This is a genomic window from Rugamonas sp. GW822-FHT03B10 (assembly GCF_058801745.1).
The window spans coordinates 268,367-288,506 of record NZ_JBXANP010000003.1 but is presented as its reverse complement, the minus strand read 5'-3'; the positions used below and the strand labels follow the sequence as shown (position 1 = coordinate 288,506).

Below are 20,140 nucleotides of genomic sequence, written 5' to 3'. Positions count from 1 at the left end.
CGCGCGTCACGCTTGATGATACCGCTGGTGCCAGGCTGGCACGGCGGCGCGCCAGAACGCGTCGAGCGTGTCGGCCCGCAGGTCGAGGCCGAGGAAGCGGGCCGCCGGCAATATCGCCTCGCGCAGCAGCAGTTCCGGCGCCGCGCCCGTGTCGAACGCCTGCGCGCCCGTTTGCTTGGACAGCTTTTCGCCGCGCTCGTTGACGACCACGGGCACGTGCAGGTAGCGCGGCTGCGGCAGGCCCAGTCGTTGCTGCAGGTAGATCTGGCGCGGCGTGGAGTCGAGCAGGTCGGCGCCGCGCACGATGTCGGTGATGCGCTGTGCGCCGTCGTCCACCACCACGGCCAGCTGGTAGGCCCAGTAGCCGTCGGCGCGCTTGATGACGAAGTCGCCCACCTCGTCCGTCAGGTCCTGGCTTACCTCGCCGGCCCAGCGGTCGTGGAAGCGGATCACGCAATGCGGCGATTGCGGCACCTTGAGCCGCAGCGCGCGCGCCGTCTTGCCGGGCGCGAGGCCGTGGCGGCAGGTGCCGGGGTAGATGTTGGCCTGCGCCTGCCTGGCGTTCAGGCTCAGCTGGGAATCGGCGATCTCCTTGCGCGAGCAGCCGCAGGGATAGACGGCGCCGGCCGCCTCCAGCTGGCGCAGCGCCGCCTCGTACAGGGCCGTGCGCTGGCTCTGCCAGGTTACGTCGCCGTCCCACTGCATGCCGCAGCGCCGCAGCGAGGCGAGGATGTGGCGGTCGGCGCCGTCCACGTTGCGGTCGCCGTCCACGTCTTCGATGCGCACCAGCCACTGGCCGCCGTGGGCGCGCGCGTCCAGGTAGCTGGCCATGGCGGCCACCAGCGAGCCGAGGTGCAGGGGGCCGGTGGGCGAGGGGGCGAAACGGCCGATGTAGGGGGATGCGGAAACTGTCATACCGCAATTTTAGCGCCTGCCGTGCCGGGCGCGGGGGCGCGGCACGGTCATGGGCGGCGGCGGCCTTACTTCTTTTGCGCCGGTTCGGCCAGCGGCCGCACGTAACGCAGCAGGCTGACCAGCACCTTGCCCGGTTCCTCCCACGGGATCATGTGGGCCGCGTGCTCGAACCACACGCCCTGCTTGTAGGGCGCCTTGACCTGCGCCAGCCAGCGCGCGGTGGGTTCGGACGGCGTGGTGTAGTCGTGCCGGCCCATGAACATGATGACCGGGATGGGGAAGTTGCGCACGGCCGAATAGTCGACCTGCACGAATTCGGGCAGCAGCCGGCCCAGCGTCAGCAGGTTGCCCTGGTCGATATTGTGCACGTCGGCGGCCGTGTATTCGGGCGACAGCAGGGGACCGTCGTAATAGTAGTCGGACTCGTTGCGGTAGGCCGTCAAGCCGCCATAATACTGGGGCCACTTGCGGGCCACGATGATGCGCTCGCGCGTGATGGGCTGGTCGCCGGGGTAGGGCGCGATCGACTGCAGTTCCTTGAGCGCCTCCGTGTTGTTGCGGGCTTTGGCCTGCTGCAGCGCGTAGTCGAAGCTGACCTGTTCATTCTCGCGCACGCTGATCACCTGGCCCATGCCGACGTAGGCGTAGAACAGGTCGGGCCGTTTGAGCGCCGCGCCCATGGCCACCACCGTGCCCCAGCTGTGGCCCATCAGGATCAGCTTGTCCTTGTGGTACTTCTTGCGCAGGAATTCGGCCACTTCGATGGCGTCGTCGATGTAGCGCGGGATGTGGATGGTCTCGCCCACGGCTTGCGGGTCGGCCTCGGCGTAGGTCTTGCCGGCGCCGCGCTGGTCCCAGTTGACGACCGTGAAGTATTCCTCGATCGGGCGCTGGAACTGCCAGATGGTGGGCATGGTGGGCGCGGCGGGGCCGCCGTGCACGAACAGGATCATGGGCTGGTCGCGGTCCTGGCCGCGCACGTTGAGCCACTGGTCGATGCCGCCGATGGGGGTCTTGTAGCTTTCCTGGATGCCCGACGGGGCGCTGATCTTCTCCAGGTCGGCCACGGCCTGCCTGGCCTTGCGGTAGTTGGCGGCGTCTTTCGCCACTTGCGCCGCATCGGGCGGCGCCGGTGGTGCGGATGGTGCGGATGGCGTTTCTGCCTGCGCCATGTTCATGCACATCAATATCAAACCCAACCATGCCAGCTTCATGCGCGCTCCTTGAACGGGTGGAAAATGCGAGTTGAGAAATAATAAACTTGTTTGCCCCGGCCGGAAAGCGTGTCAGCGGTTAAGATAGCGGCCATGGAACTGCTCACCGACATCATCCTGCGGGCCGGCAAATCGGCCGTGGAACTGGCCTTCTTCATCCTGCTGCCCGTGATGGTGGTGATGCTGTCGCTGATGCGCTTGCTGGAGGCGAAAGGCATCCTGGACTGGCTGGTGGCGCGCCTGGCGCCGCTGCTGCGCCCGCTCGGGCTGACGGGGCTGTCGATCTTCGCCATGCTGCAGATCAGTTTCGTCAGCTTCGCCGCGCCCATCGCCACGCTGGCCATGATGGACCAGCGCGGCGCGTCCGACCGCCACCTGGCCGCCACGCTGGCGCTGGTGCTGGCCGCCGCCCAGGCCAACATCTCTATCCCCATGACGGCCATGGGCCTGCACTTCGGCTTCACCCTGCTGTGCGCGCTGGCCGGCGGACTGGCCGCCTCGGCCTCGGCCTACTACGTGTACGGCCGCCACCTGAACGGCGCCGAACTGAGCGTGGACCAGTCCGTGCCCCACCCGGTGGCGGAGGACGCCAAGGGCGTGCTGGACGTGATCAACCGGGCCGGCGCCGAATCGTTCCGCATCGCCGTGGCCGCGCTGCCGATGCTGATCCTGTCGCTGGTGGCCGTGACCATGCTGCGCTCGGCTGGCGCCATCGACCTGCTCACGCGCGCGCTGGCCGCGCCCATGGCGTGGCTGCGGCTGGACCCGGCCATGATCCTGCCGGCCGTCACCAAGTTCCTCGGCGGCGCCACCGCCTGGATGGGCGTGATGGATGAAATGATCCGGCGCGGCGCGGCCAACGCGGCCATGCTCAACCGCAGCGCCGGCTTCCTGCTCAACCCGTTCGACCTGCCCGGCGTGGCGATCCTGATCTCGTCGGGACGGCGGGTGGCGGCCGTGTGGCGGCCGGCCGCGTTCGGCGCGCTGACCGGCATCGCACTGCGCACGGCGGCCCACCTGCTGTTCGCTTGACCGTTCGCCAATGTTGCGCCGCGCAATAACGGGCGCGGCCAGTTGCCTTACAATGTGCGCGCGGCGCAGCGGACCGCGCCTATCCGTCGCATTCGTCCGTCGCACTTATCGTTCGCACCCATCCTCATCTACCCCCACAGGATCCCATGCAGAAATTGACCCCATCGTTCGCCGCCACCGCCCTGGCCCTCGGCCTGGCGCTGGCCTTTCCCGCCCACGCCGGCAGCGCCACGAGCGCGCCGCAGGTGCAGGAAGCGCCGCTGCGCGCACACCTCGCGTTCCTTTCCAACGACGTGCTCGAAGGCCGTGGCACCGGCCAGCGCGGCGCCGACCTCACCGTGGCCTACCTGGAAAACCAGGCCCTCGCGCTGGGCCTGAAGCCGGGCAACGGCAACAGCTACCGCCAGTCCGTCAAGATCGCCGGCGTGGTCGGCCTGCCCGACCAGAGCTCGCTGCACCTGACGGCCGGCGGCCAGCCGCTGGCGCTCACCTACGGCCAGGACTGGGTGTGGGCGCCGGGCGACGCCCAGGACACGCACGCGTTCAACGCGCCGCTGGTGTTCGTCGGCTATGGCGCCACGGCGCCGGAGGAGGGCTGGGACGACTACAAGGGCCAGGACGTCACCGGCAAGCTGCTGGTGATGATGGTGAACGACCCGCAGCCCACGGCCGAGCAACCGAACCGCTTCGCCGGCAAGGGCCTGACCTACTATGGCCGCTGGACCTACAAGTTCGAGGAGGCCAAGCGCCGCGGCGCGGCCGGCGTGTTGCTGATCCATACGGACGCCAGCGCCACCTACGGCTGGAGCGTGGTGCAGCACAGCTGGGCCGGCGTGGAGCGCTTCCAGCTGGCCGACGGCGCCCGTGGCACGGCGTTGCAGGGCTGGATGACGGACGCCACCGCGCGCGCCCTGTTCAAGGCCGCCGGCCAGGATCTGGACCAGCTGCGCGCGGCCGCCGAACGCAAGGACTTCCAGCCGGTGGCCCTGAACGCCACGCTGGACGGCGAGATGAAGGCGGCCGTGCGCAAGGTCGAGCAGTTCAACATCGCCGGCGTGGTGCCGGGCACCGATCCCAAACTGAAGGATGAAGTGGTGATCTACAGCGCCCACTGGGACCACCTGGGCAAGCACGGCGACAGCGGCGACACCATCTACAACGGCGCCGTCGACAACGCCTCGGGCTCGGCCGCGCTGCTGGCCATGGCCAAGGCGGCCATGCAGGCGCCGGCCAGGCGCAGCCAGATGTTCCTGTGGGTGGCGGCCGAGGAGCAGGGCTTGCTGGGCAGCGAGGCCTACGCGGTGGCGCCATTGTGGCCGCTGGCCAAGACGGCCGCCAACCTGAACCTCGACAGCTTGAACTTCGTCGGCCCCACGCGCGACATCGGCGCCCAGGGCAGCGAGCGCACGGAGCTGGGCAAGCTGGCCGCCGCCGCCGCCAAGGGCATGGGCATGCAGATCGCCTTGTCGGAGCCGGACCTGATCGGCGGCTACTTCCGCAGCGACCACTTCAACTTCGCCAAGGCCGGCGTGCCGGCGTTCTCGATCGACGCGGGCCGCGAGTTCATCCACGATCCGGCCGGCTCCAAGGCCAGGGTGGAGGCCTACCAGGCGCGCTACCACCAGGTGACGGACGAGTATGACCCGAGCTGGGATTTGTCGGGCATGACCCAGCAGGCGCAGTTCACGCTCAACCTGGGCCGGCTGGTGGCCAACGCGCCGAAGATGCCCGCGTGGCGCGCCGGCGACGCGTTCGGCAAGGCGCGCGCGGCCAACTAAGCGGCGCCGCCGGCAAGGCCAACGGGGCCGGCCAATGCGGGGACGCGTTGGCCGGCCCCGTTTTTTTTGTGGCTCAGTGGTGGAACGACAGCGAGATCACGGTGCCCGTCAGGTCGATGCCCTTGATGGCGATGCTGCCGAAGCTGGGGCCGTCCGAGCCGCGGATGCGGATGTTGTTGAAGTTCATCTCGCCGATCGAGGTGGGCAGGCTCAGCGTGAGCGAGCCATCCTTGTTGATGGTGGCGGCCGCCTTGCTCGGATCGTACAGCACGTTCTTCATCGTCACGTCCGACTCCAGGAAGCCGAGCACCGGATTGACGATCTTGGCCATGTCGCCGATGATCTCCAGCCCGTTGCTCTTGACCGAGTTCTTCACCTGGGCCACCAGGTCCTCGCTCAGGCCCTGCGCGGCCGTGTCGCCGAGCTCGTCCTCGGTCAGCATCTGCATGCCCGACTGTTCCTTGCGCAGCGTGACCGGGGTGGTCACGGCCAGCGTGGGCAGCACCTCGGCCGCGTAGGTCTCCAGCGGCGCCAGCAGCGAGGTGGCGATGGCCGCCGCCATCCGCAGGTTGCGCTGGGTGCGCAGGATGTCGTGGATGTGCTCATGGGTGATGATGTCCCACTCGGCGAAAATGTCACCGAGGCGCTGGCCCGTGTTGCGCTGGTGTTCGATAGCGCGGTCCAGCTGTTCCTGCGTAATCAGCTTCTTCTTGACGAGCAGCTGACCGAACATTGATTTGTGGTGGTTGGTGGACAGCCATCCCATGGCGTACTCCCCTTCTTCGTGGTTAGAGTGGATCGTTGAGGTGCATCGTATGCTGCGCGCGGCGGTCGTCTCCCCTCAGGCCGTCTCGCGCAGCGGCGGCAGCATGGCGGGCACCTGCGGCCCCGGCTGGTGGGCCAGGTGCACGATGTCCGACGGCGCCATGCCGAACCAGCGTTTGCAGGCCCGGTAGAACGCGCTGGGCTCGGAGAAGCCCAGCTGGAAACTCAACATCTTGAGCGACAGCTCGCCCGCGCTCAGCGACTGGCGCGCCAGCTCGCGGCGCGTGTCGTCGACCAGCGTGGTGAAGCTGGTGCCTTCCTCGGCCAGCCGGCGCTGCAGCGTGCGCTCGCTCATCATCAGCTGGGCCGCCACGTCGTCGCGGTGCGGCGGGCCCTTGGGCAGCAGCGTGGCCAGCAGACCCTGCACCTTGGCCGAGAAGGTGGGCGGCTCGGCGCGCGCCAGGCTGGCCAGCACGCGCTGGCCGCCGCCATCCTGCAGCGGCGGGTTGGGCGGCAGCGCCATCACCAGGTCGGCGTCGGCGAACTCCATCACGTTGTGCGGCATGTCGAACTTGACCGGGCAGCCGAACGTCTCCTCGTAGGCGCGGGCGTTGGCCGGCTGCGGGAACGCGTATTCGACCACCACCGGGGTGGCGTCGTCGCGCCCGGCCGCGCAGCGCAGCGTGCGCAGCAGCACGCACCACACGAAGTCGTAGCGCTGCTGCGGCACGGCGCGGCGCGCGCCCGGCAGCACCAGGCCGACCCGGGTGTGGCCGTGGCAGCGCTCGATCGTGCTTTGCACGGTGGGCGAGACCAGCATGATGTGGCCCATCACGCCCAGCCAGCCGAGCCGGTGCGGGGTCGACACCTTGAGGCCGAGCAGGGGGTCGCCGGACTTCTCGACCAGCAACTCCCACAGGTGGCTGAGCTTGTCGGACAGGGTCAGCGCGTCGCAGGCGAGGCCGTCGCCTTCATTCAGGCCGGCCTCGGCGAACAGGGCGTCGGCCTCGACGCCGGACTGGGCCAGGCGCGATTTGACGCCGCGCACCAGGTGCAGGGCGGATGAGTAGGTCATGGCGCCACCTCCAGCAAGGTGGCGGGGGCGCGGACCGGGGCGGGGGCAGTGTACGTGGACAAGTTGAACCTCCTGTGTGTCACCACTGTGAAAACATCGAAACGGGGATGCGGGGGCGCGGCATCACCGCTTCAGGGCGTGACGGCCGCGCGCAGGCGCAGGCCGATCTTTTCCGTCAAGCCCTTCATCTTGGCGTCGATCACGGGGCGGCTGTCGGTCGCCACGCCCTCACCGAGCTTGCGCTGCATCTCCGGCACCAGCGCCTCGAACTTCTTCTTGACGGGCGATTCGAGGATGGCCACCAGCTGGCGCAGTTCGTCCTCGTTGAAGCGCTCGGCCAGGATGGGCGCCACCGTGGTGGGGATCAGCTTGTCGGCGCTGGCGCGCGTGATCGGCGTGGCCTCCTCCATGAACTTGCGGGCCTCGGCCACGATGTCGGTCATGGCCGCGTCGCGCTTCTCCGCCGACGCGCGGCCCTGCAGCATGGCGCGCGCCTGTTGCACGGCGTCGGCCACCGGCGCCTGCAGCATGGACTGGCCGATGCTGTCGATGTTCCACAGGGCGAGGATCTTGTCGATCAACGCCTGCTTGGCCGGGCTGGTGGCGGCGGCGGCCGGCGCGGCGGCCGGGGCCGGGGCCGGGGCCGCCGTGGCGGCCAGCGCGCCCAGGCTGGCGCCGCACAGGGCCAGCGCCGCGATGGTGGTCTTGATGTCTGCTTGCATGGTCACTCCTCCAAAAATCCGTCCCGCCGTGCTCAGAAGCGCTTGGTCAGCTCGAAGCCGAAATAGCGCACGTGGATGTCGGCATTGACGTCCAGCCCGGCATACGGGTTGTAAATGATGTTCAAAAACGTGTTGCAGTTCATGTTGCAGTCGGTGTTGGCCGGCGTGCTGAACTTGCCTGTCATGTAGGAGCCCGTCAGGCTCAGGTCCATCGTCTTGCTCAGCTTGAGGTTGATGCCGGCGCTCAGCAGCTTGGTGTTGGGCAGCGGCGCGATCAGGTCCACCTTGTCCGACGGCACCGACGTCTTGCGCGGCTCGTAGCCGAAGCGCAACGTGACTCGCTCGTGCGGGAACAGTTGCAGGCCGTAGCCGAAGTTGAGCAGGCTCTTGTAGCCGCGCGGGATGGTCAGCTTGCTCGAATCGGGGATGCCGTACAGGCGCGCCACCTCCAGCAGCTTGATGCTCTGGTCGAACTGGAACGTCAGCGCGTTCCATTCGCTCCAGTTGGCGTAGCTGGCGTCCACGTTCAGCTGCACCATGTGCACCGGGCGCAGCTTGATGCCCACCTGCACGTGGTAGGGGAAGGGGATGGTGGCGCTCATGTTGCCCTTCTGGATAGCCGGGATCGACGAGGGGAAACCGAGCACGGCGCCGGCGATCGGGCCCAGCAGGCTGGAGTTCAGGCCGCGCACGAAGTTGCGCAGCATCGGCTGCGTGCTGAACTGGTAGCTGCCCGTGTAGTGGGTCTTGGAGCCGCCCTGGTAGACCGCGCCCAGCGCGAACCACGGCTTGGGCTCCCACAGCACGCCCAGGTTCAGCGTGGGGTCGACCGGGGCCGTCATCTCGAGCCGCATGTTGGCCGCGTTCTTGAACGGGCTGACCATGCCGTCCTTGCCGCCGCCGCACACGCCGAAGCCGAAGGTGTCGATGATGTTGCCGCCGTTCTCGGGGCACCAGCCCTGCTGCAGCTTGCCGAACACGCCCAGCAGCTCGTTGGGGAAGCGCATGTTGGTGTCGACCACGAAGGCGGCGTGGGCGATCGGCACGGCCGCGCCGAAGCGCAGCGTGTCCGAGTATTTGTAGCCGACCGACGGCGACAGGTAGACCAGGCGCTGGATCTGGATCTGGCGGCCGGCGTACTGGCCGGGGTCGTCCACGTCCGTGGTGCGGTCCAGGCTCATCGCCTGCGACATGTAGCTGTCGGTGGCGAAGGTCCACGGCGAGCCCTTCTTGTTCCAGGCCATGCCCAGCCCCGGCACCACCACGCCGGGCAGGCGCCAGCCCGGCATGCCGTAGCCGGGCACGTACATGATCTGGCGCACCGGGCCCGTGCTCTTGCCGTTCAGCGGGTCCTCGGTCCAGCCGCCCACGTCGAAGCCGGCCGGCTGGTGGAAGCTGGCGCTGGTGCGGATCGAGGCGGCCCAGTTGTGGATGGTCTCGCTGTCGCCCTCGAGCCGGGCCAGGCCGGCCGGGTTGAAGTGGACCGAGCCGATGCCGGGCGGGTCGGCCGTGACGGCGTTGCCCAGCGCCATGGCCGTGACGTTGGTGGTCAGGTTCTCCGTCAGCGCCGCGCGCGCGCCCGGCGCGCAGGCGGCCGCCACGGCCGTGGCCAGGACCAGCCGCCGCAGCGGCCGGAGTGCAGTACGCGCCGCCATTTAGAACGACAGCGGCAGGTTCATGCCCACCGTGATGTTGGGCGAGTCGGACGTCAGGCCGATGCCCACCGACAGGTTGACGGTGGTCTTGGGCGAGACCTTGTAGCCGAGGCCCATGTTGAGGATGGCCGAGGTCTGCATGGTGGTCTTGGCCACCAGGCCGTCGGCGAAGTGCAGCTTGGAGCCGGCCGAGATCGCCTCCTGGAACGACATCGTGGTCGAGATGTCGTACGACAGCGCGTACGCGAAGCCCATGCCGAAGCCGATCGAGGCGCCCGGCTGCACCTTGGTCAGGATGCGGGTGCCGTTGACCTGGTACAGGTGCGCGGCCGGCAGGCTGACGGTGGCGTTGAGCGAGCCGAACAGGGCCACCGGGTCGACGATGCGGTTCACGTTCAGGCCGGCCGAGAACGCCGTCACGCCGCTGCCGGTGGCCTGGCCGCTGCCGGCGATGATCTTGAACGGGCTGCGGCCGGTGGGCAGGCGCACGTTGCCGGTCAGCGTCACGCCGGGCGCGTCGCGCTTGGCCTCGAACGGCTGGAAGCGCCCGCCCAGCGAGATGTCGCCCAGCGAGTTCGACACGCCGCTGGCCGAGCCGCTGTCGGAATAGCGCGACAGCACCGGCAGCGTGACGTTGCCGGTCAGGTTGTCGCGCAAGCCATAGTCGGCCGAGAAGGTGTTGGTGATGGTGTGCGAGCTGGTGTTCTCGATGCTGAACAGCGACACGCCGCCACCGGCCAGGTCGGTGACGATCTTCTCCTGGCCGATGTAGCTGTAGGTGAGGTCGTAGCTGAACTGGAACTGGTTGTGGCGGATCAGCGTGTATTGCTTGTCGACCGAGGTCAGGGTCTCCTTCAGCAGTTTGCTCTGGTCGCCTTCGCCCTCCTTCTTGGCCAGCGCCTCGCGCACGGCGGCCGCGTCGGCCGGTTTGGTGGCCGCGTCGGCCGGCGGGGTCTGCTCGGCGTGGGCCGGCAGGGCCAGCAGCAGGGCGGACGCGATGGCGCCGGCGAGGGCGTGGCGGGCGGATGGCGTGGTGCGTGGAGTCATGAACAATCCTCTGGCGAAAGTTGGGGCAGATAGATGGGGGTGGCTTGCCTTGCCGTCACTGGCGGTGCATCCAGGTGCCGGCGGCGCCCGAATTGACGGCCCGCTCCAGCAGGTGGGCGGCGTTGTTGAGCGCGTCGAGGCGCCCGTGGTTGGTGACCTGGTCCATGTCGACCATGCCCAGTTCCTTGTCCGTCAGGGCCAGCCTGCCGGCGGCCTTCTTGCCCTTGCCGGGGCTGATGATGAACAGGGCGTTCTTGTCCCACAGCTTGGCGAACTCGTCGAGCGAGAACACCAGGTTGCCGCGCGACGGGTCGGCGATGTAGACCACGTCCTTGCGGATGCCGCGCAGCACCACGAAGTGCTTGGTGCCGAAGTCGATCGGCACGATGCCCGGTTCGGTCAGGGTCCGCAGGTCGGCGATCTCGGCCCGGTAGCCGGCGCCCGAGGCGCCCAGCGAGGCCACGTAGCGTTTCATGTCGAGCAGCGAGAAGCCGCGGCGCTCGATGATCTTTTCCTTCTCGCCCTTTTCCAGCATGCCCTCCATGGCCTGCTGCTCCGTCACGTTCAGGCCCAGGTGGTAGGTCAGCAGCGTGACCAGCGCGGCCGAGCCGCAGCTGAAGTCGTACGCCTGGTGCACGATGTTGTGGTATTTGAGCTCGGAGTAGGGCTCCACTTCCAGCGTCTGGTTGTAATGGCCGCCGCCCAGCAGGGCTTGCGGCATTTCCAGCTGGCCCTTGGGGCGGTCCAGCGGTTCATGGCGCGACATGGCGCCGGCGCCACCGATCAGGGCGGCGACCACGCCCAGCAAGATCATCAGCATGGGAGGATCCCCCTAGCGGGTGGCGAACCAGATCAGCCGCGCGCGCGGTGTGGGGGCAGGCGCTTCCCCGAGTCCCATGACTGCTTCCATCGTTTCTCCAAGTTATCTCGATTAGAACGATCGTGCTTTATTAAGGCAACAACTGTTCTTTGTTTTTTTGTAACTTATTAACGCATTTTTGAGCAGGATCAGCATCTGTTTTTTTAGAAAGTAACTTCTAACATGCGGCCTAAAACTTATGCTATCGCAAGCAACAGCCGCGCAACACGGCGCTCACTCTGTGTGGCTCGCGAGGTCAAGTGGTTGGCTTTGCGAGTCAGCGCGAGACAGTGGACCGGGGCCAAGACCGGCCAATATCATAAATTTAATTAATATTTAAATATTAAGAGTTCATGGCGATCCCGCCCGCTGCGACGCAGTTGGGGATTGCGGTAGACAGGCGGCAATTTCCGCATAAATGGTTCCTTACCCGGAGCCATGGGCCTGGTGGTCATGACAAGAACACATAATTTTTAAATAACTTAATCTTGGAGAACAACATGCAATTGATCAAAACCGCAGTCGCAGCAGCTCTGGCAACCCTGGCCCTGTCCGCATCGGCCATGACCCCGATCCAGGATACCGAACTGAGCGCCGTTAGCGGCCAGGACGGCGTGTCGATCGCCGCCAACCTGAACATCAAGATGGATTCCTTCGTCTACACCGACACCGACGCGCTCGACGCCAACGGCATGGGTGGCGGTTCGGTGAGCTTCAACGGCATCAAGGTGCAAGGCCTGATCGCCGCCAGCATCGACATCCTGTCGAAGAACTCGTTCCTGGCCGCCGCTGGCGCCGCTGGCGTGACCAACCCAGGCACCTTCTACGACCCAGCCACCGGCGGCGACGTGGTGCAGATCGCCATCCCGGCCGACGTGCAAGTGGCCGCCGGCAAGCTGCTGAACATCTCGGTCGACTCGATCAAGATGGGCAACAACGCCGCTTCGTACGGCTCGGTGGCCATGAACCAGGTCGACCTGCGCGGCACCCAAGTGTGGATCTGGGCCCACTAATCGGGCCATGTTGCGCTGGCTTCCCAGGCCGTTTCGTTGGCCTGCAAAGTCAGCGCAGCAAGCTGGACGGACCCGGTGGCAGTGCCTAACATGGACCTGCAACCTTAAAAGAAAAGAAATACCTCTTAATTAAAATCAAACTTTTCGGAGACTACCAAATGCAAATCATCAAAACCGCAGTCGCAGCCGCTCTGGCAACCCTGGCCCTGTCCGCATCGGCCATGACCCCGATCCAGGATACCGAGCTGAGCGCTGTTAGCGGTCAAGACGGCGTGTCGATCGCCGCCAACCTGAACATCAAGATGGATTCCTTCGTCTACACCGACACCGACGCGCTCGACGCCAACGGCATGGGTGGCGGTTCGGTGAGCTTCAACGGCATCAAGGTCCAAGGCCTGATCGCTGCCAGCATCGACATCCTGTCGAAAAACTCGTTCCTGGCAGCTGCTGGCGCCGCTGGTGTGACCAACCCAGGCACCTTCTACAACCCAGCCACCGGCGGCGACGTGGTGCAGATCGCTATCCCTGCCGACGTGCAAGTTGCCGCCGGCAAGCTGCTGAACATCTCGGTTGACTCGATCAAGATGGGCAACAACGCCGCTTCGTACGGCTCGGTCGCCATGAACCAGGTCGACCTGCGCGGCACCCAAGTGTGGATCTGGGCACACTAATCCGTTCCTGACCGCGCCGGCTTCGGCCGGGGCGGTCTGACGGCAACGCAACACGGCGGCGTCCGCGCGGCGCCGCCCGCAGCACACGACTATAAGCAAAAAAAACCAAAACTACTTTCGGAGACCATCAAATGCAAATCATCAAAACCGCAGTCGCAGCCGCTCTGGCAACCCTGGCCCTGTCCGCATCGGCCATGACCCCGATCCAGGATACCGAACTGAGCGCTGTCAGCGGCCAGGATGGCGTGTCGATCGCCGCCAACCTGAACATCAAGATGGATTCCTTCGTCTACACCGACACCGACGCGCTCGACGCCAACGGCATGGGTGGCGGTTCGGTGAGCTTCAACGGCATCAAGGTCCAAGGCCTGATCGCCGCCAGCATCGATATCCTGTCGAAAAACTCGTTCCTGGCCGCCGCTGGCGCCGCCGGTGTGACCAACCCAGGCACCTTCTACAACCCAGCCACCGGCGGCGACGTGGTGCAGATCGCCATCCCCGCCGACGTGCAAGTGGCCGCCGGCAAACTGCTGAACATCTCGGTCGACTCGATCAAGATGGGCAACAACGCCGCTTCGTTCGGCTCGGTCGCCATGAACCAGGTCGACCTGCGCGGCACCCAAGTGTGGATCTGGGCACACTAATCCGGCTATGACCGCCGCGGCCTGGTCCGCGGCGGCCTGACGGAGTCCCAGTACGGCGGCGCCGGCCCGGCGCCGCCGGCAGCACCAGTAGCACCCGTAGCACCCGTAGCACCCGTAGCACCCACAAATACAAATACAAATTACAACTACAATCGGAGACCACCAAATGCAAATCATCAAAACCGCAGTCGCAGCCGCTCTGGCAACCCTGGCCCTGTCCGCATCGGCCATGACCCCGATCCAGGATACCGAACTGAGCGCTGTCAGCGGCCAGGATGGCGTGTCGATCGCCGCCAACCTGAACATCAAGATGGATTCCTTCGTCTACACCGACACCGACGCGCTCGACGCCAACGGCATGGGTGGCGGTTCGGTGAGCTTCAACGGCATCAAGGTGCAAGGCCTGATCGCCGCCAGCATCGACATCCTGTCGAAAAACTCCTTCCTGGCCGCCGCTGGCGCCGCCGGCGTGACCAACCCAGGCACCTTCTACAACCCGGCCACCGGCGGCGACGTGGTGCAGATCGCCATCCCGGCCGACGTGCAAGTGGCCGCCGGCAAGCTGCTGAACATCTCGGTCGACTCGATCAAGATGGGCAACAACGCCGCTTCGTTCGGCTCGGTCGCCATGAACCAGGTCGACCTGCGCGGCACCCAAGTGTGGATCTGGGCGCACTGATCGCTCCTGTCCACTGACCCAACGGCCGCCTGCGCGGCCGTCACATTGCAAGATGCGGGCGCCGCGGCGCCGGCATCCTGTTCATCCAGTCCGGGCGCGCCGCGCTCGTCCACTGCCAGGTTGAACCGATGACGATGTCCTTCCCATTCCAGCCGGGCCTGCGCGCTCGCCTGTGCCGCGCGGCTGTGCTGCTGACGGCCGGCCTGACGGCGCAACTGGCGACGGCCCAGATGCGGCCGCTCGACGATGAGGAGCTGTCGGCCACGCGCGGCCAGGGCTTGATGGCCATGACCAACAGCAGCTATGGCGGCTTCGATTTCACCAAGGTGGCGCTGGACGCCGACATCACGCTGAGCGCCAATTTCAAGGGCCTGCGCCTGGGCGAGTACAACTACGCGCCGCGCAACGGCAGCGGCGCCGACATCGACATGTCGCTGCTGCAGTTCGGCCGCAGCGACGGCACCGAGGCCCAGCGCCTGGTGCACATCAGCAATCCCTATTTCGAATTCGTCTATCGCAACGCCGGCGACAACGCCGCGCGCGAAGTGATCGGCATGCGCTTCGGTTTCGACGCCATCAGCGGCGACGTGGGCCTGAAGCTGAGCACCTTGTCCGGCTCCATGCTGGTGCAGGGCCAGGCCGCCGACGGCAGCGCCATCACGCTCGACAGCCACACCGACACCACCGGTGGCGGCAAGCGCTGGGACGGCAGCTGCACCGCGCCGTGCCTGAGCCTGGCCAACCTGGGCGGCGTGACGGCCGGCGACGCGAACGGCCCCAGCCGCGATTTCTGGGTCTCGGTGCTCAAGACGGGCGTGCAATTCCAGGCCCCGTCCGGCACCACGCAGCTGCCCGACGCGGCCCAGGCCGGCATCTGGCTGAACTGGCGCGACAAGCTGCAGGCCATCAGCACCAACGGCGTGACGCCGCCCAACCTGCCCAAGGTGCGCTGACATGACGACCGCCCGCCGCCTGTTCCTCATGCTGGGCCTGCTGTGCTGGCAGCACGCCGGCGCCATGCAGCCGCTGACCGACAACGCGCTGTCGTCGGTGCGCGGCGGCGACGGCGTGAGCTTCGACCTCAACGGTTTCTCGATGGGCGGCGACGCCCGCCTGACCTACACCGCGCCCGACGGCCGCAGCCTGTGGGTGGAGAAATTCAGCGCCGCGCGCAGCGACAATCCGCTGCCGTATTCGGACCCGTACCGGCTCGACATCGTGCCCGGCGCCGCCGGCCTGGCCGACGTGATCGACCTGCGCTTCCCCGTCAACGCCAACGCCGACCAGCGCTGGCAGTTCGCCTGGGACTGGGGCGTGAACGGCGACGGCATCGACCGCAACGCCGGCAGCGTGGTGGTCAAGGACCTGGTGATGGTGGGCGGCGGCCTGCAGTTCACCACGCCGCAGGTGAACGATGGCATCGCCTTCGGCGCGGCGCTGCGCATGGACGTGGGCCAGCTGGCCCTGCGTCCGCGCGGGCGCGACGACGCCACCGAGCAGATGACGCTGAGCGGGATACACATCGGCGGCGTGGACGCCAACGGCGCCTTCAACAACACGCCGTGGACCATCGCCTCGGTGGCGGCCCAGCCCGGCGTGATCAACGCGCTGACGGACGAGACGGGCCCGCGCCTGCACATCGGCATCGACTGGCCCGACAGCCGCTATGGCAACGGCACGGTGCCGGCCGGCGGCCTGGCGATCGACAACATCTCGTTCACCAGCCCCAACCAACCGACGGTGGACCTGGGTTCCTCGCGCATCGGCTCGATGCAGATCCAGTATCTCGACATCAAATTCAGGCGCTGACAGATGAAACGTTTATGGTTCACCTTGCTGGCGCTGGCCGGCTGCACCCAAGCCCTGGCCGGCGGCCTGCGTCCGCTGGAGGACGCCGAGATGTCGACCGTGACCGGCGGCGACGGCATCAGCTTCGCGGCCCACATCGTGCTCAACGATCCCACGCTGGTGGGCGCGGTGGCCGACAGCCGTTTGTCGCTGGGCTTCAACGGCGACGGCCAGAACCGCTACCTGGTGATCAAGAACCTGCGCGGCAGCATCGACATGTGGGCCGTCAGCGTCGGCGTGCAGCAGCGCAGCGACGGCGGCGGCGACGCCATCACCATCGGCCTGCCCGGCTATGTGCGCTACGGGAATTTCGGCTTCGAGTCGCTCAGCGTGCAGACCGATCCGACCGCGCCCGTGACCGGCAACCTGGGCAGCCTGAACATCAACGGCAACGTCTCGTTGCAAGGCCAGGTGCGGCTGTGGTCGCATTGATCATGCGCATCGTCTGAGCGTCAGGCCGACTGGCGCGGGAATGGCCTGGCGGGCGCCAGGTATTCGGTCGCGAACACGCACAGCGCCAGGCCGGGGAAGGCCAGCCCCGTCAGCAGCACGCCCTGCCAGCCATGGTGGGCGTACATCCATCCCCCCAGCGACGAGCCGGCCGCGCCGCCCATGAAGAACAGCGCCATGTACAGCCCGTTCAGGCGGCTGCGGATCTCCGCTCCCAGCGCGAAGATGGCGCGCTGGCCCACCACCAGGCTGGCCGAGACGCCCATGTCGAGCACGATGGAGGCGGCCACCAGCAACGACAGGTCGGCCCTGCGGCCCGCGTGCACCAGCAGCGGTGCGGCGAACGCCAGCGCGCCCAGCGTCAGCGCCAGCGCCGTGGTGGAACGGCTGTGGCCGCCGTCGGCCAGGCGCCCGGCGATGGGCGAGGCGATGGCGCCGGCCACGCCGGCCAGCGCGAACAGGGCCACGCCGGTCTGGTCCAGCCCGAAATCCGGCCCCATCAGCGCCAGCGGCACCGTGGTCCAGAACAGGCTGAAGGCGCCGAACATGCAGGCCTGGTAGGCGGCGCGGCGGCGCAGGATGGGCGTGGTCTTCAGCAAATGCCACATCGACGCGAGCAGCGCCGGATAGCGCAGCGTGGCCACCGGCTGGCGCGCCGGCAGGCGCCGGTGCAGCAACAGCGCCAGCGCGGCCGTGCCCACGGCCGAGATGACGAAGATCGCATGCCAGCCCAGCGCGCCGGCCACCAGGCTGGCCACGGGCCGGGCCAGCATGATGCCCAGCAGCAGGCCGCTCATGACCTTGCCCACGGTCTGGCCGCGCGTCTCCGGCAGGGCCAGGTGGGCCGCGAACGGCACCAGCACCTGGGCCGCCACGGAACCGAGGCCGATGCACAGCGCGGCGGACAGGAACAGCGGCGCGCTGCCGGCCACGGACGCCACCAGCAGGGCCGCCGCGCTGGTGAGCAGGGCGGTGACGATCAGGCGGCGGTTCTCCAGCAGGTCGCCCAGCGGCACGATGAACAGCAATCCCAGGCAATAGCCGATCTGGGTCAGGGTCACGATCAGGCCGGCCGCGCCGGGCGCCATGCCGGTGGCGCGGCTGATGGGGCCGACCAGCGTTTGCGCGTAGTACAGGTTGGCCACGATCAGGCCGGTGGCGATGGCCAGCAGCCACACCATGGCTGGGGCGATGTCTTGTTGCGGGGCGTGCGTCGATGTCACGGCGGACTCCGGTGGTCGGTGGCCGGTCATTCTACCGGCGCCCGCCGATTGTTGCTGAGCGCACCCCGGTTTTGACACGGCGTCGAAATTCTTGGGCGCAACAGCGCATATAATCCGTTCATGGGTGGACATCACAATACAGGACGCGGCGCAACGGCTGGCGCGGGCATGGGCACGGCCGCGCCGTGCCGGCCGGCCCGCGCGCGGCTGGCGCGGCTGGCGCTGGCCGTGGCCGTGGCGACGGCCAGCGCGGCGGCGGCGGCGCCGCCGTCGCTGATCGTACTGGTGGACACGGGCACGGAAATGCCGATGGCGGCGTTCCGCGACAACCAGCTGGTCGATGGCGAGCACCGCGACGTCGGGCTGGCGCTGGCGGCCGCGCTGGGCCGGCAAGCCGTGTTCCTGGGCCTGCCGCGCAAGCGCATCGGGCTGGCGCTGGAGCAGGGCAAGGCCGACCTGATCTGCATGTACGTTCCGCCCTGGCTGCCGGGCAATTTCCACTGGAGCCAGCCCTTCTTCCCGGTGCGTGAAGTGGTCGTGACGGACACCTCGGTGGCGCGTCCGGCCGCGCTGGCCGACCTGAAGGGGCAGGTCATCGCCACCGTGCTCGGCTACTTCCACCCGGAACTGGAGCGCGTGCTGGGCCCGGACTTCGTGCGCGAGGATGGCCCCTCCAGTTCCGCCAACCTGCGCAAGCTGGCCGTGGGGCGCCTGCACCATGTCGTCACCCAGCAGAACGTGTTCGATTATCACCAGAAGACGGGCCAACGGCTGTCCGTCTATCCGCCCTTGCTGGTCAAGTCCTACCTCGGGCAATGCGCGGTGTCGCCGCGCGGGCAGGTCGGTGTGGAGGCGATCAACAAGGCCATCACCCGCCTCGTCAAGGACGGCGAAGTGGCGCGCATCGTGGCCCGCTATCAATAACGGGCGGTGGCCTGCAAGGCCGGCGCTCCCGTGCTAGACTCGTTGCCCGATTATCATCATTGCCACTCCCATGTTGAAAAAACGCGTGTTGTTGCCGCTGTTGCTGGCGCCATGGCTGGGCGCCGCATCGGCCGCGTCCCTGAGCGAGACCGCCACCGGCACGGCGGCCTACGCGCTGGCCACCTACCGTGGCGCGCTGATCGATACGCTGGGGCGGATGGTGCGCTACAACACGGTGGCCGATCCGGCCGTGCCGTTCGAGCGCAACCCGCAGCAGCTCGGCTTCAAGCGCTACCTGCGCGACGAGGCGCAACGGCTGGGGCTGGACTTCCATGACGATGGCTACGTGATGGTGATCGGCCTGGGCAGCGGCAGCGAACGGGTCGGCATCATCACCCACGGCGACGTGCAGCCGGTCGATCCATCGAAATGGGCCAGGTCGCCGTTCGAGCTGGACCGCAGCAGCGAGCCGGGCCGCCTGCTGGGCCGTGGCACGGAGGACGACAAGGGCCCGATCGCCACCGCCATGTACGCGATGAAGGCCATCAAGGACCGCAAGGTGGCGCTGGGCAAACGGCTGGAGCTGTACGTGTACATGGCCGAGGAATCGGACTGGGCGCCGTTGCAGGCTTTCCTGAAGGACCACACGCCGCCCCAGATGAACATCACGCTCGATTCCGAATACCCGGCCGTGACGGCGGAGAAGGGCTGGGGGGCGCTCAAGATCGCCATGCCGGCCCAGCCGGCGCCGGCCGGCGACGGCCCCGCGCTGCGATCGTTCAAGGGCGGCTTCTTCGGCAGCCAGATTCCGGAGGACGCCAGCGCCGTGATCGCCCACGCGACGCCGGCGCTGGAAGCGCAGATCCGCGCGCGCGGCGCGGCCCAGTCCGGCATGCGTTACCAGTTCAGCTGGCAGGACGATGCGCTGACGGTCACGGCGCGCGGCCTGTCGGCCCACTCGTCCAAGCCGGAGGCCGGCGTCAACGCCATCAGCATGCTGGCCGACGCCTTGCAGGTGCGTCCGTGGCAGGGCACGGCGCCGGGCGCCATGGTCAGCCTGCTCAACGAGCTGGTGGGCACGGGCCTGTACGGCGAGCGCTTCGGCGCGATCGCCTACCGCGATGCGTTCATGGGGCCGATGACGGTGGCGCCCACCGTGCTCAAGCAGGATGCGGCCGGGCTGGAATTGAACATCAACCTGCGCCGTCCGCGCGGCAAGAGCAAGGAGGAGCTGGAAGCCCAGGTGCGCCAGGCCTTCGACGGCTGGAAGGCGGCGCACCTGGCGCAGGCCACGTTGACGGCCGAGATCGGCGACCCGTGGCAGCAGGACAGCGCGCCGCAGCTCGACACGCTGCTGACCGTGTTCGCCCATTACACGGGCCAGCGCGACGCGCGGCCGGTGGCCATCGGCGGCAGCACCAATTCGCGCCTGTTCCCGCACGCCGTCAGCTTCGGCCCGGCCATGCCGCATACGGTCTACACGGGGCACTCCGAGCACGAATTCATCACGGAACAGCAGCTGCTGCTGAACCTGCAGATGTACACGGCCGTCATGGTGGAAATGGCGCGCTGACGGCGCCTTGTCGCATGGTTGTCATAGCGATCACGCGGCGCGCGCGGCCGCGC

Annotated in this window: 20 protein-coding genes; 11 read left to right on the top strand and 9 right to left on the bottom strand. The window is 67.6% G+C overall.

Annotated features, from left to right (window positions below):
* Positions 1 to 6: 6 nt before the first annotated feature.
* Positions 7 to 915 (bottom strand): tRNA glutamyl-Q(34) synthetase GluQRS, encoded by a 909-nt coding sequence (gene gluQRS, locus AC1RQG_RS07275; RefSeq protein WP_493129792.1) that lies wholly within the window; start codon positions 913 to 915, stop codon positions 7 to 9.
* A gap of 65 nt (positions 916 to 980) precedes the next feature.
* Positions 981 to 2,129 (bottom strand): alpha/beta fold hydrolase, encoded by a 1,149-nt coding sequence (locus AC1RQG_RS07270; RefSeq protein WP_493129790.1) that lies wholly within the window; start codon positions 2,127 to 2,129, stop codon positions 981 to 983.
* A gap of 93 nt (positions 2,130 to 2,222) precedes the next feature.
* Here AC1RQG_RS07270 and AC1RQG_RS07265 point away from each other — a divergent pair, with 93 nt between their 5' ends.
* Together AC1RQG_RS07265 and AC1RQG_RS07260 are read left to right on the top strand one after the other, a co-directional pair.
* Entirely contained in the window at positions 2,223 to 3,161 is a 939-nt protein-coding gene (locus tag AC1RQG_RS07265) for a nucleoside recognition family protein (protein ID WP_493129788.1), read from the top strand.
* Positions 3,162 to 3,307: 146 nt separating this feature from the next.
* Positions 3,308 to 4,939, top strand: a complete 1,632-nt coding sequence (locus tag AC1RQG_RS07260; RefSeq protein ID WP_493129786.1) for a M28 family peptidase — start codon at positions 3,308 to 3,310, stop codon at positions 4,937 to 4,939.
* Positions 4,940 to 5,012: 73 nt separating this feature from the next.
* Here the strand turns inward: AC1RQG_RS07260 and AC1RQG_RS07255 are convergent, their stop codons facing one another.
* The 6 genes from AC1RQG_RS07255 to AC1RQG_RS07230 all read right to left on the bottom strand — a co-directional run bounded on the left by AC1RQG_RS07255 (position 5,013) and on the right by AC1RQG_RS07230 (position 11,023).
* Entirely contained in the window at positions 5,013 to 5,705 is a 693-nt protein-coding gene (locus tag AC1RQG_RS07255; protein ID WP_493129784.1) for a cyclic di-GMP-binding domain-containing protein, MshE-related, read from the bottom strand.
* 75 nt (positions 5,706 to 5,780) lie between these two features.
* Positions 5,781 to 6,779 carry an AraC family transcriptional regulator gene (locus tag AC1RQG_RS07250; RefSeq protein ID WP_493129782.1) on the bottom strand — a complete coding sequence of 333 codons (999 nt, stop codon included), beginning with the start codon at positions 6,777 to 6,779 and terminating at the stop codon, positions 5,781 to 5,783.
* A gap of 131 nt (positions 6,780 to 6,910) precedes the next feature.
* Positions 6,911 to 7,501 carry a DUF2059 domain-containing protein gene (locus AC1RQG_RS07245; protein WP_493129780.1) on the bottom strand — a complete coding sequence of 197 codons (591 nt, stop codon included), beginning with the start codon at positions 7,499 to 7,501 and terminating at the stop codon, positions 6,911 to 6,913.
* Between the two features lie 32 nt (positions 7,502 to 7,533).
* On the bottom strand, positions 7,534 to 9,156 hold the full coding sequence (locus AC1RQG_RS07240) for an OmpP1/FadL family transporter (protein WP_493129778.1): 1,623 nt from the start codon (positions 9,154 to 9,156) through the stop codon (positions 7,534 to 7,536).
* Positions 9,157 to 10,203, bottom strand: a complete 1,047-nt coding sequence (locus tag AC1RQG_RS07235; protein ID WP_493129776.1) for a transporter — start codon at positions 10,201 to 10,203, stop codon at positions 9,157 to 9,159. It lies immediately after the preceding gene.
* Between the two features lie 55 nt (positions 10,204 to 10,258).
* Positions 10,259 to 11,023, bottom strand: coding sequence for a C39 family peptidase (locus AC1RQG_RS07230; protein ID WP_493129774.1), 765 nt, complete (start codon positions 11,021 to 11,023; stop codon positions 10,259 to 10,261).
* 539 nt (positions 11,024 to 11,562) lie between these two features.
* Here AC1RQG_RS07230 and AC1RQG_RS07225 point away from each other — a divergent pair.
* The 7 genes from AC1RQG_RS07225 (at position 11,563) to AC1RQG_RS07195 (ending at position 16,349) form a co-directional block, all read left to right on the top strand.
* Positions 11,563 to 12,075: a DUF6160 family protein gene (locus AC1RQG_RS07225; RefSeq protein WP_493129772.1), complete on the top strand. Its 513-nt coding sequence runs from the start codon at positions 11,563 to 11,565 to the stop codon at positions 12,073 to 12,075.
* 158 nt (positions 12,076 to 12,233) lie between these two features.
* Positions 12,234 to 12,746 (top strand): DUF6160 family protein, encoded by a 513-nt coding sequence (locus tag AC1RQG_RS07220; RefSeq protein ID WP_493129770.1) that lies wholly within the window; start codon positions 12,234 to 12,236, stop codon positions 12,744 to 12,746.
* A 131-nt stretch (positions 12,747 to 12,877) separates the two neighbouring features.
* On the top strand, positions 12,878 to 13,390 hold the full coding sequence (locus AC1RQG_RS07215; RefSeq protein WP_493129768.1) for a DUF6160 family protein: 513 nt from the start codon (positions 12,878 to 12,880) through the stop codon (positions 13,388 to 13,390).
* Between the two features lie 166 nt (positions 13,391 to 13,556).
* Positions 13,557 to 14,069 (top strand): DUF6160 family protein, encoded by a 513-nt coding sequence (locus AC1RQG_RS07210; RefSeq protein WP_493129768.1) that lies wholly within the window; start codon positions 13,557 to 13,559, stop codon positions 14,067 to 14,069.
* 128 nt (positions 14,070 to 14,197) lie between these two features.
* Positions 14,198 to 15,022 (top strand): hypothetical protein, encoded by an 825-nt coding sequence (locus AC1RQG_RS07205; protein WP_493129766.1) that lies wholly within the window; start codon positions 14,198 to 14,200, stop codon positions 15,020 to 15,022.
* Position 15,023: 1 nt separating this feature from the next.
* Positions 15,024 to 15,878 carry a hypothetical protein gene (locus tag AC1RQG_RS07200; RefSeq protein WP_493129764.1) on the top strand — a complete coding sequence of 285 codons (855 nt, stop codon included), beginning with the start codon at positions 15,024 to 15,026 and terminating at the stop codon, positions 15,876 to 15,878.
* A 3-nt stretch (positions 15,879 to 15,881) separates the two neighbouring features.
* Positions 15,882 to 16,349 (top strand): hypothetical protein, encoded by a 468-nt coding sequence (locus tag AC1RQG_RS07195; RefSeq protein ID WP_493129762.1) that lies wholly within the window; start codon positions 15,882 to 15,884, stop codon positions 16,347 to 16,349.
* Positions 16,350 to 16,369: 20 nt separating this feature from the next.
* Here AC1RQG_RS07195 and AC1RQG_RS07190 read toward each other — a convergent pair whose 3' ends face one another.
* On the bottom strand, positions 16,370 to 17,548 hold the full coding sequence (locus AC1RQG_RS07190) for an MFS transporter (RefSeq protein ID WP_493130028.1): 1,179 nt from the start codon (positions 17,546 to 17,548) through the stop codon (positions 16,370 to 16,372).
* A 210-nt stretch (positions 17,549 to 17,758) separates the two neighbouring features.
* Here AC1RQG_RS07190 and AC1RQG_RS07185 point away from each other — a divergent pair, with 210 nt between their 5' ends.
* Positions 17,759 to 18,514, top strand: coding sequence for a substrate-binding periplasmic protein (locus tag AC1RQG_RS07185; RefSeq protein ID WP_493129760.1), 756 nt, complete (start codon positions 17,759 to 17,761; stop codon positions 18,512 to 18,514).
* A 70-nt stretch (positions 18,515 to 18,584) separates the two neighbouring features.
* Positions 18,585 to 20,087, top strand: a complete 1,503-nt coding sequence (locus AC1RQG_RS07180) for a dipeptidase (RefSeq protein WP_493129758.1) — start codon at positions 18,585 to 18,587, stop codon at positions 20,085 to 20,087.
* Positions 20,088 to 20,140 lie beyond the last annotated feature (53 nt).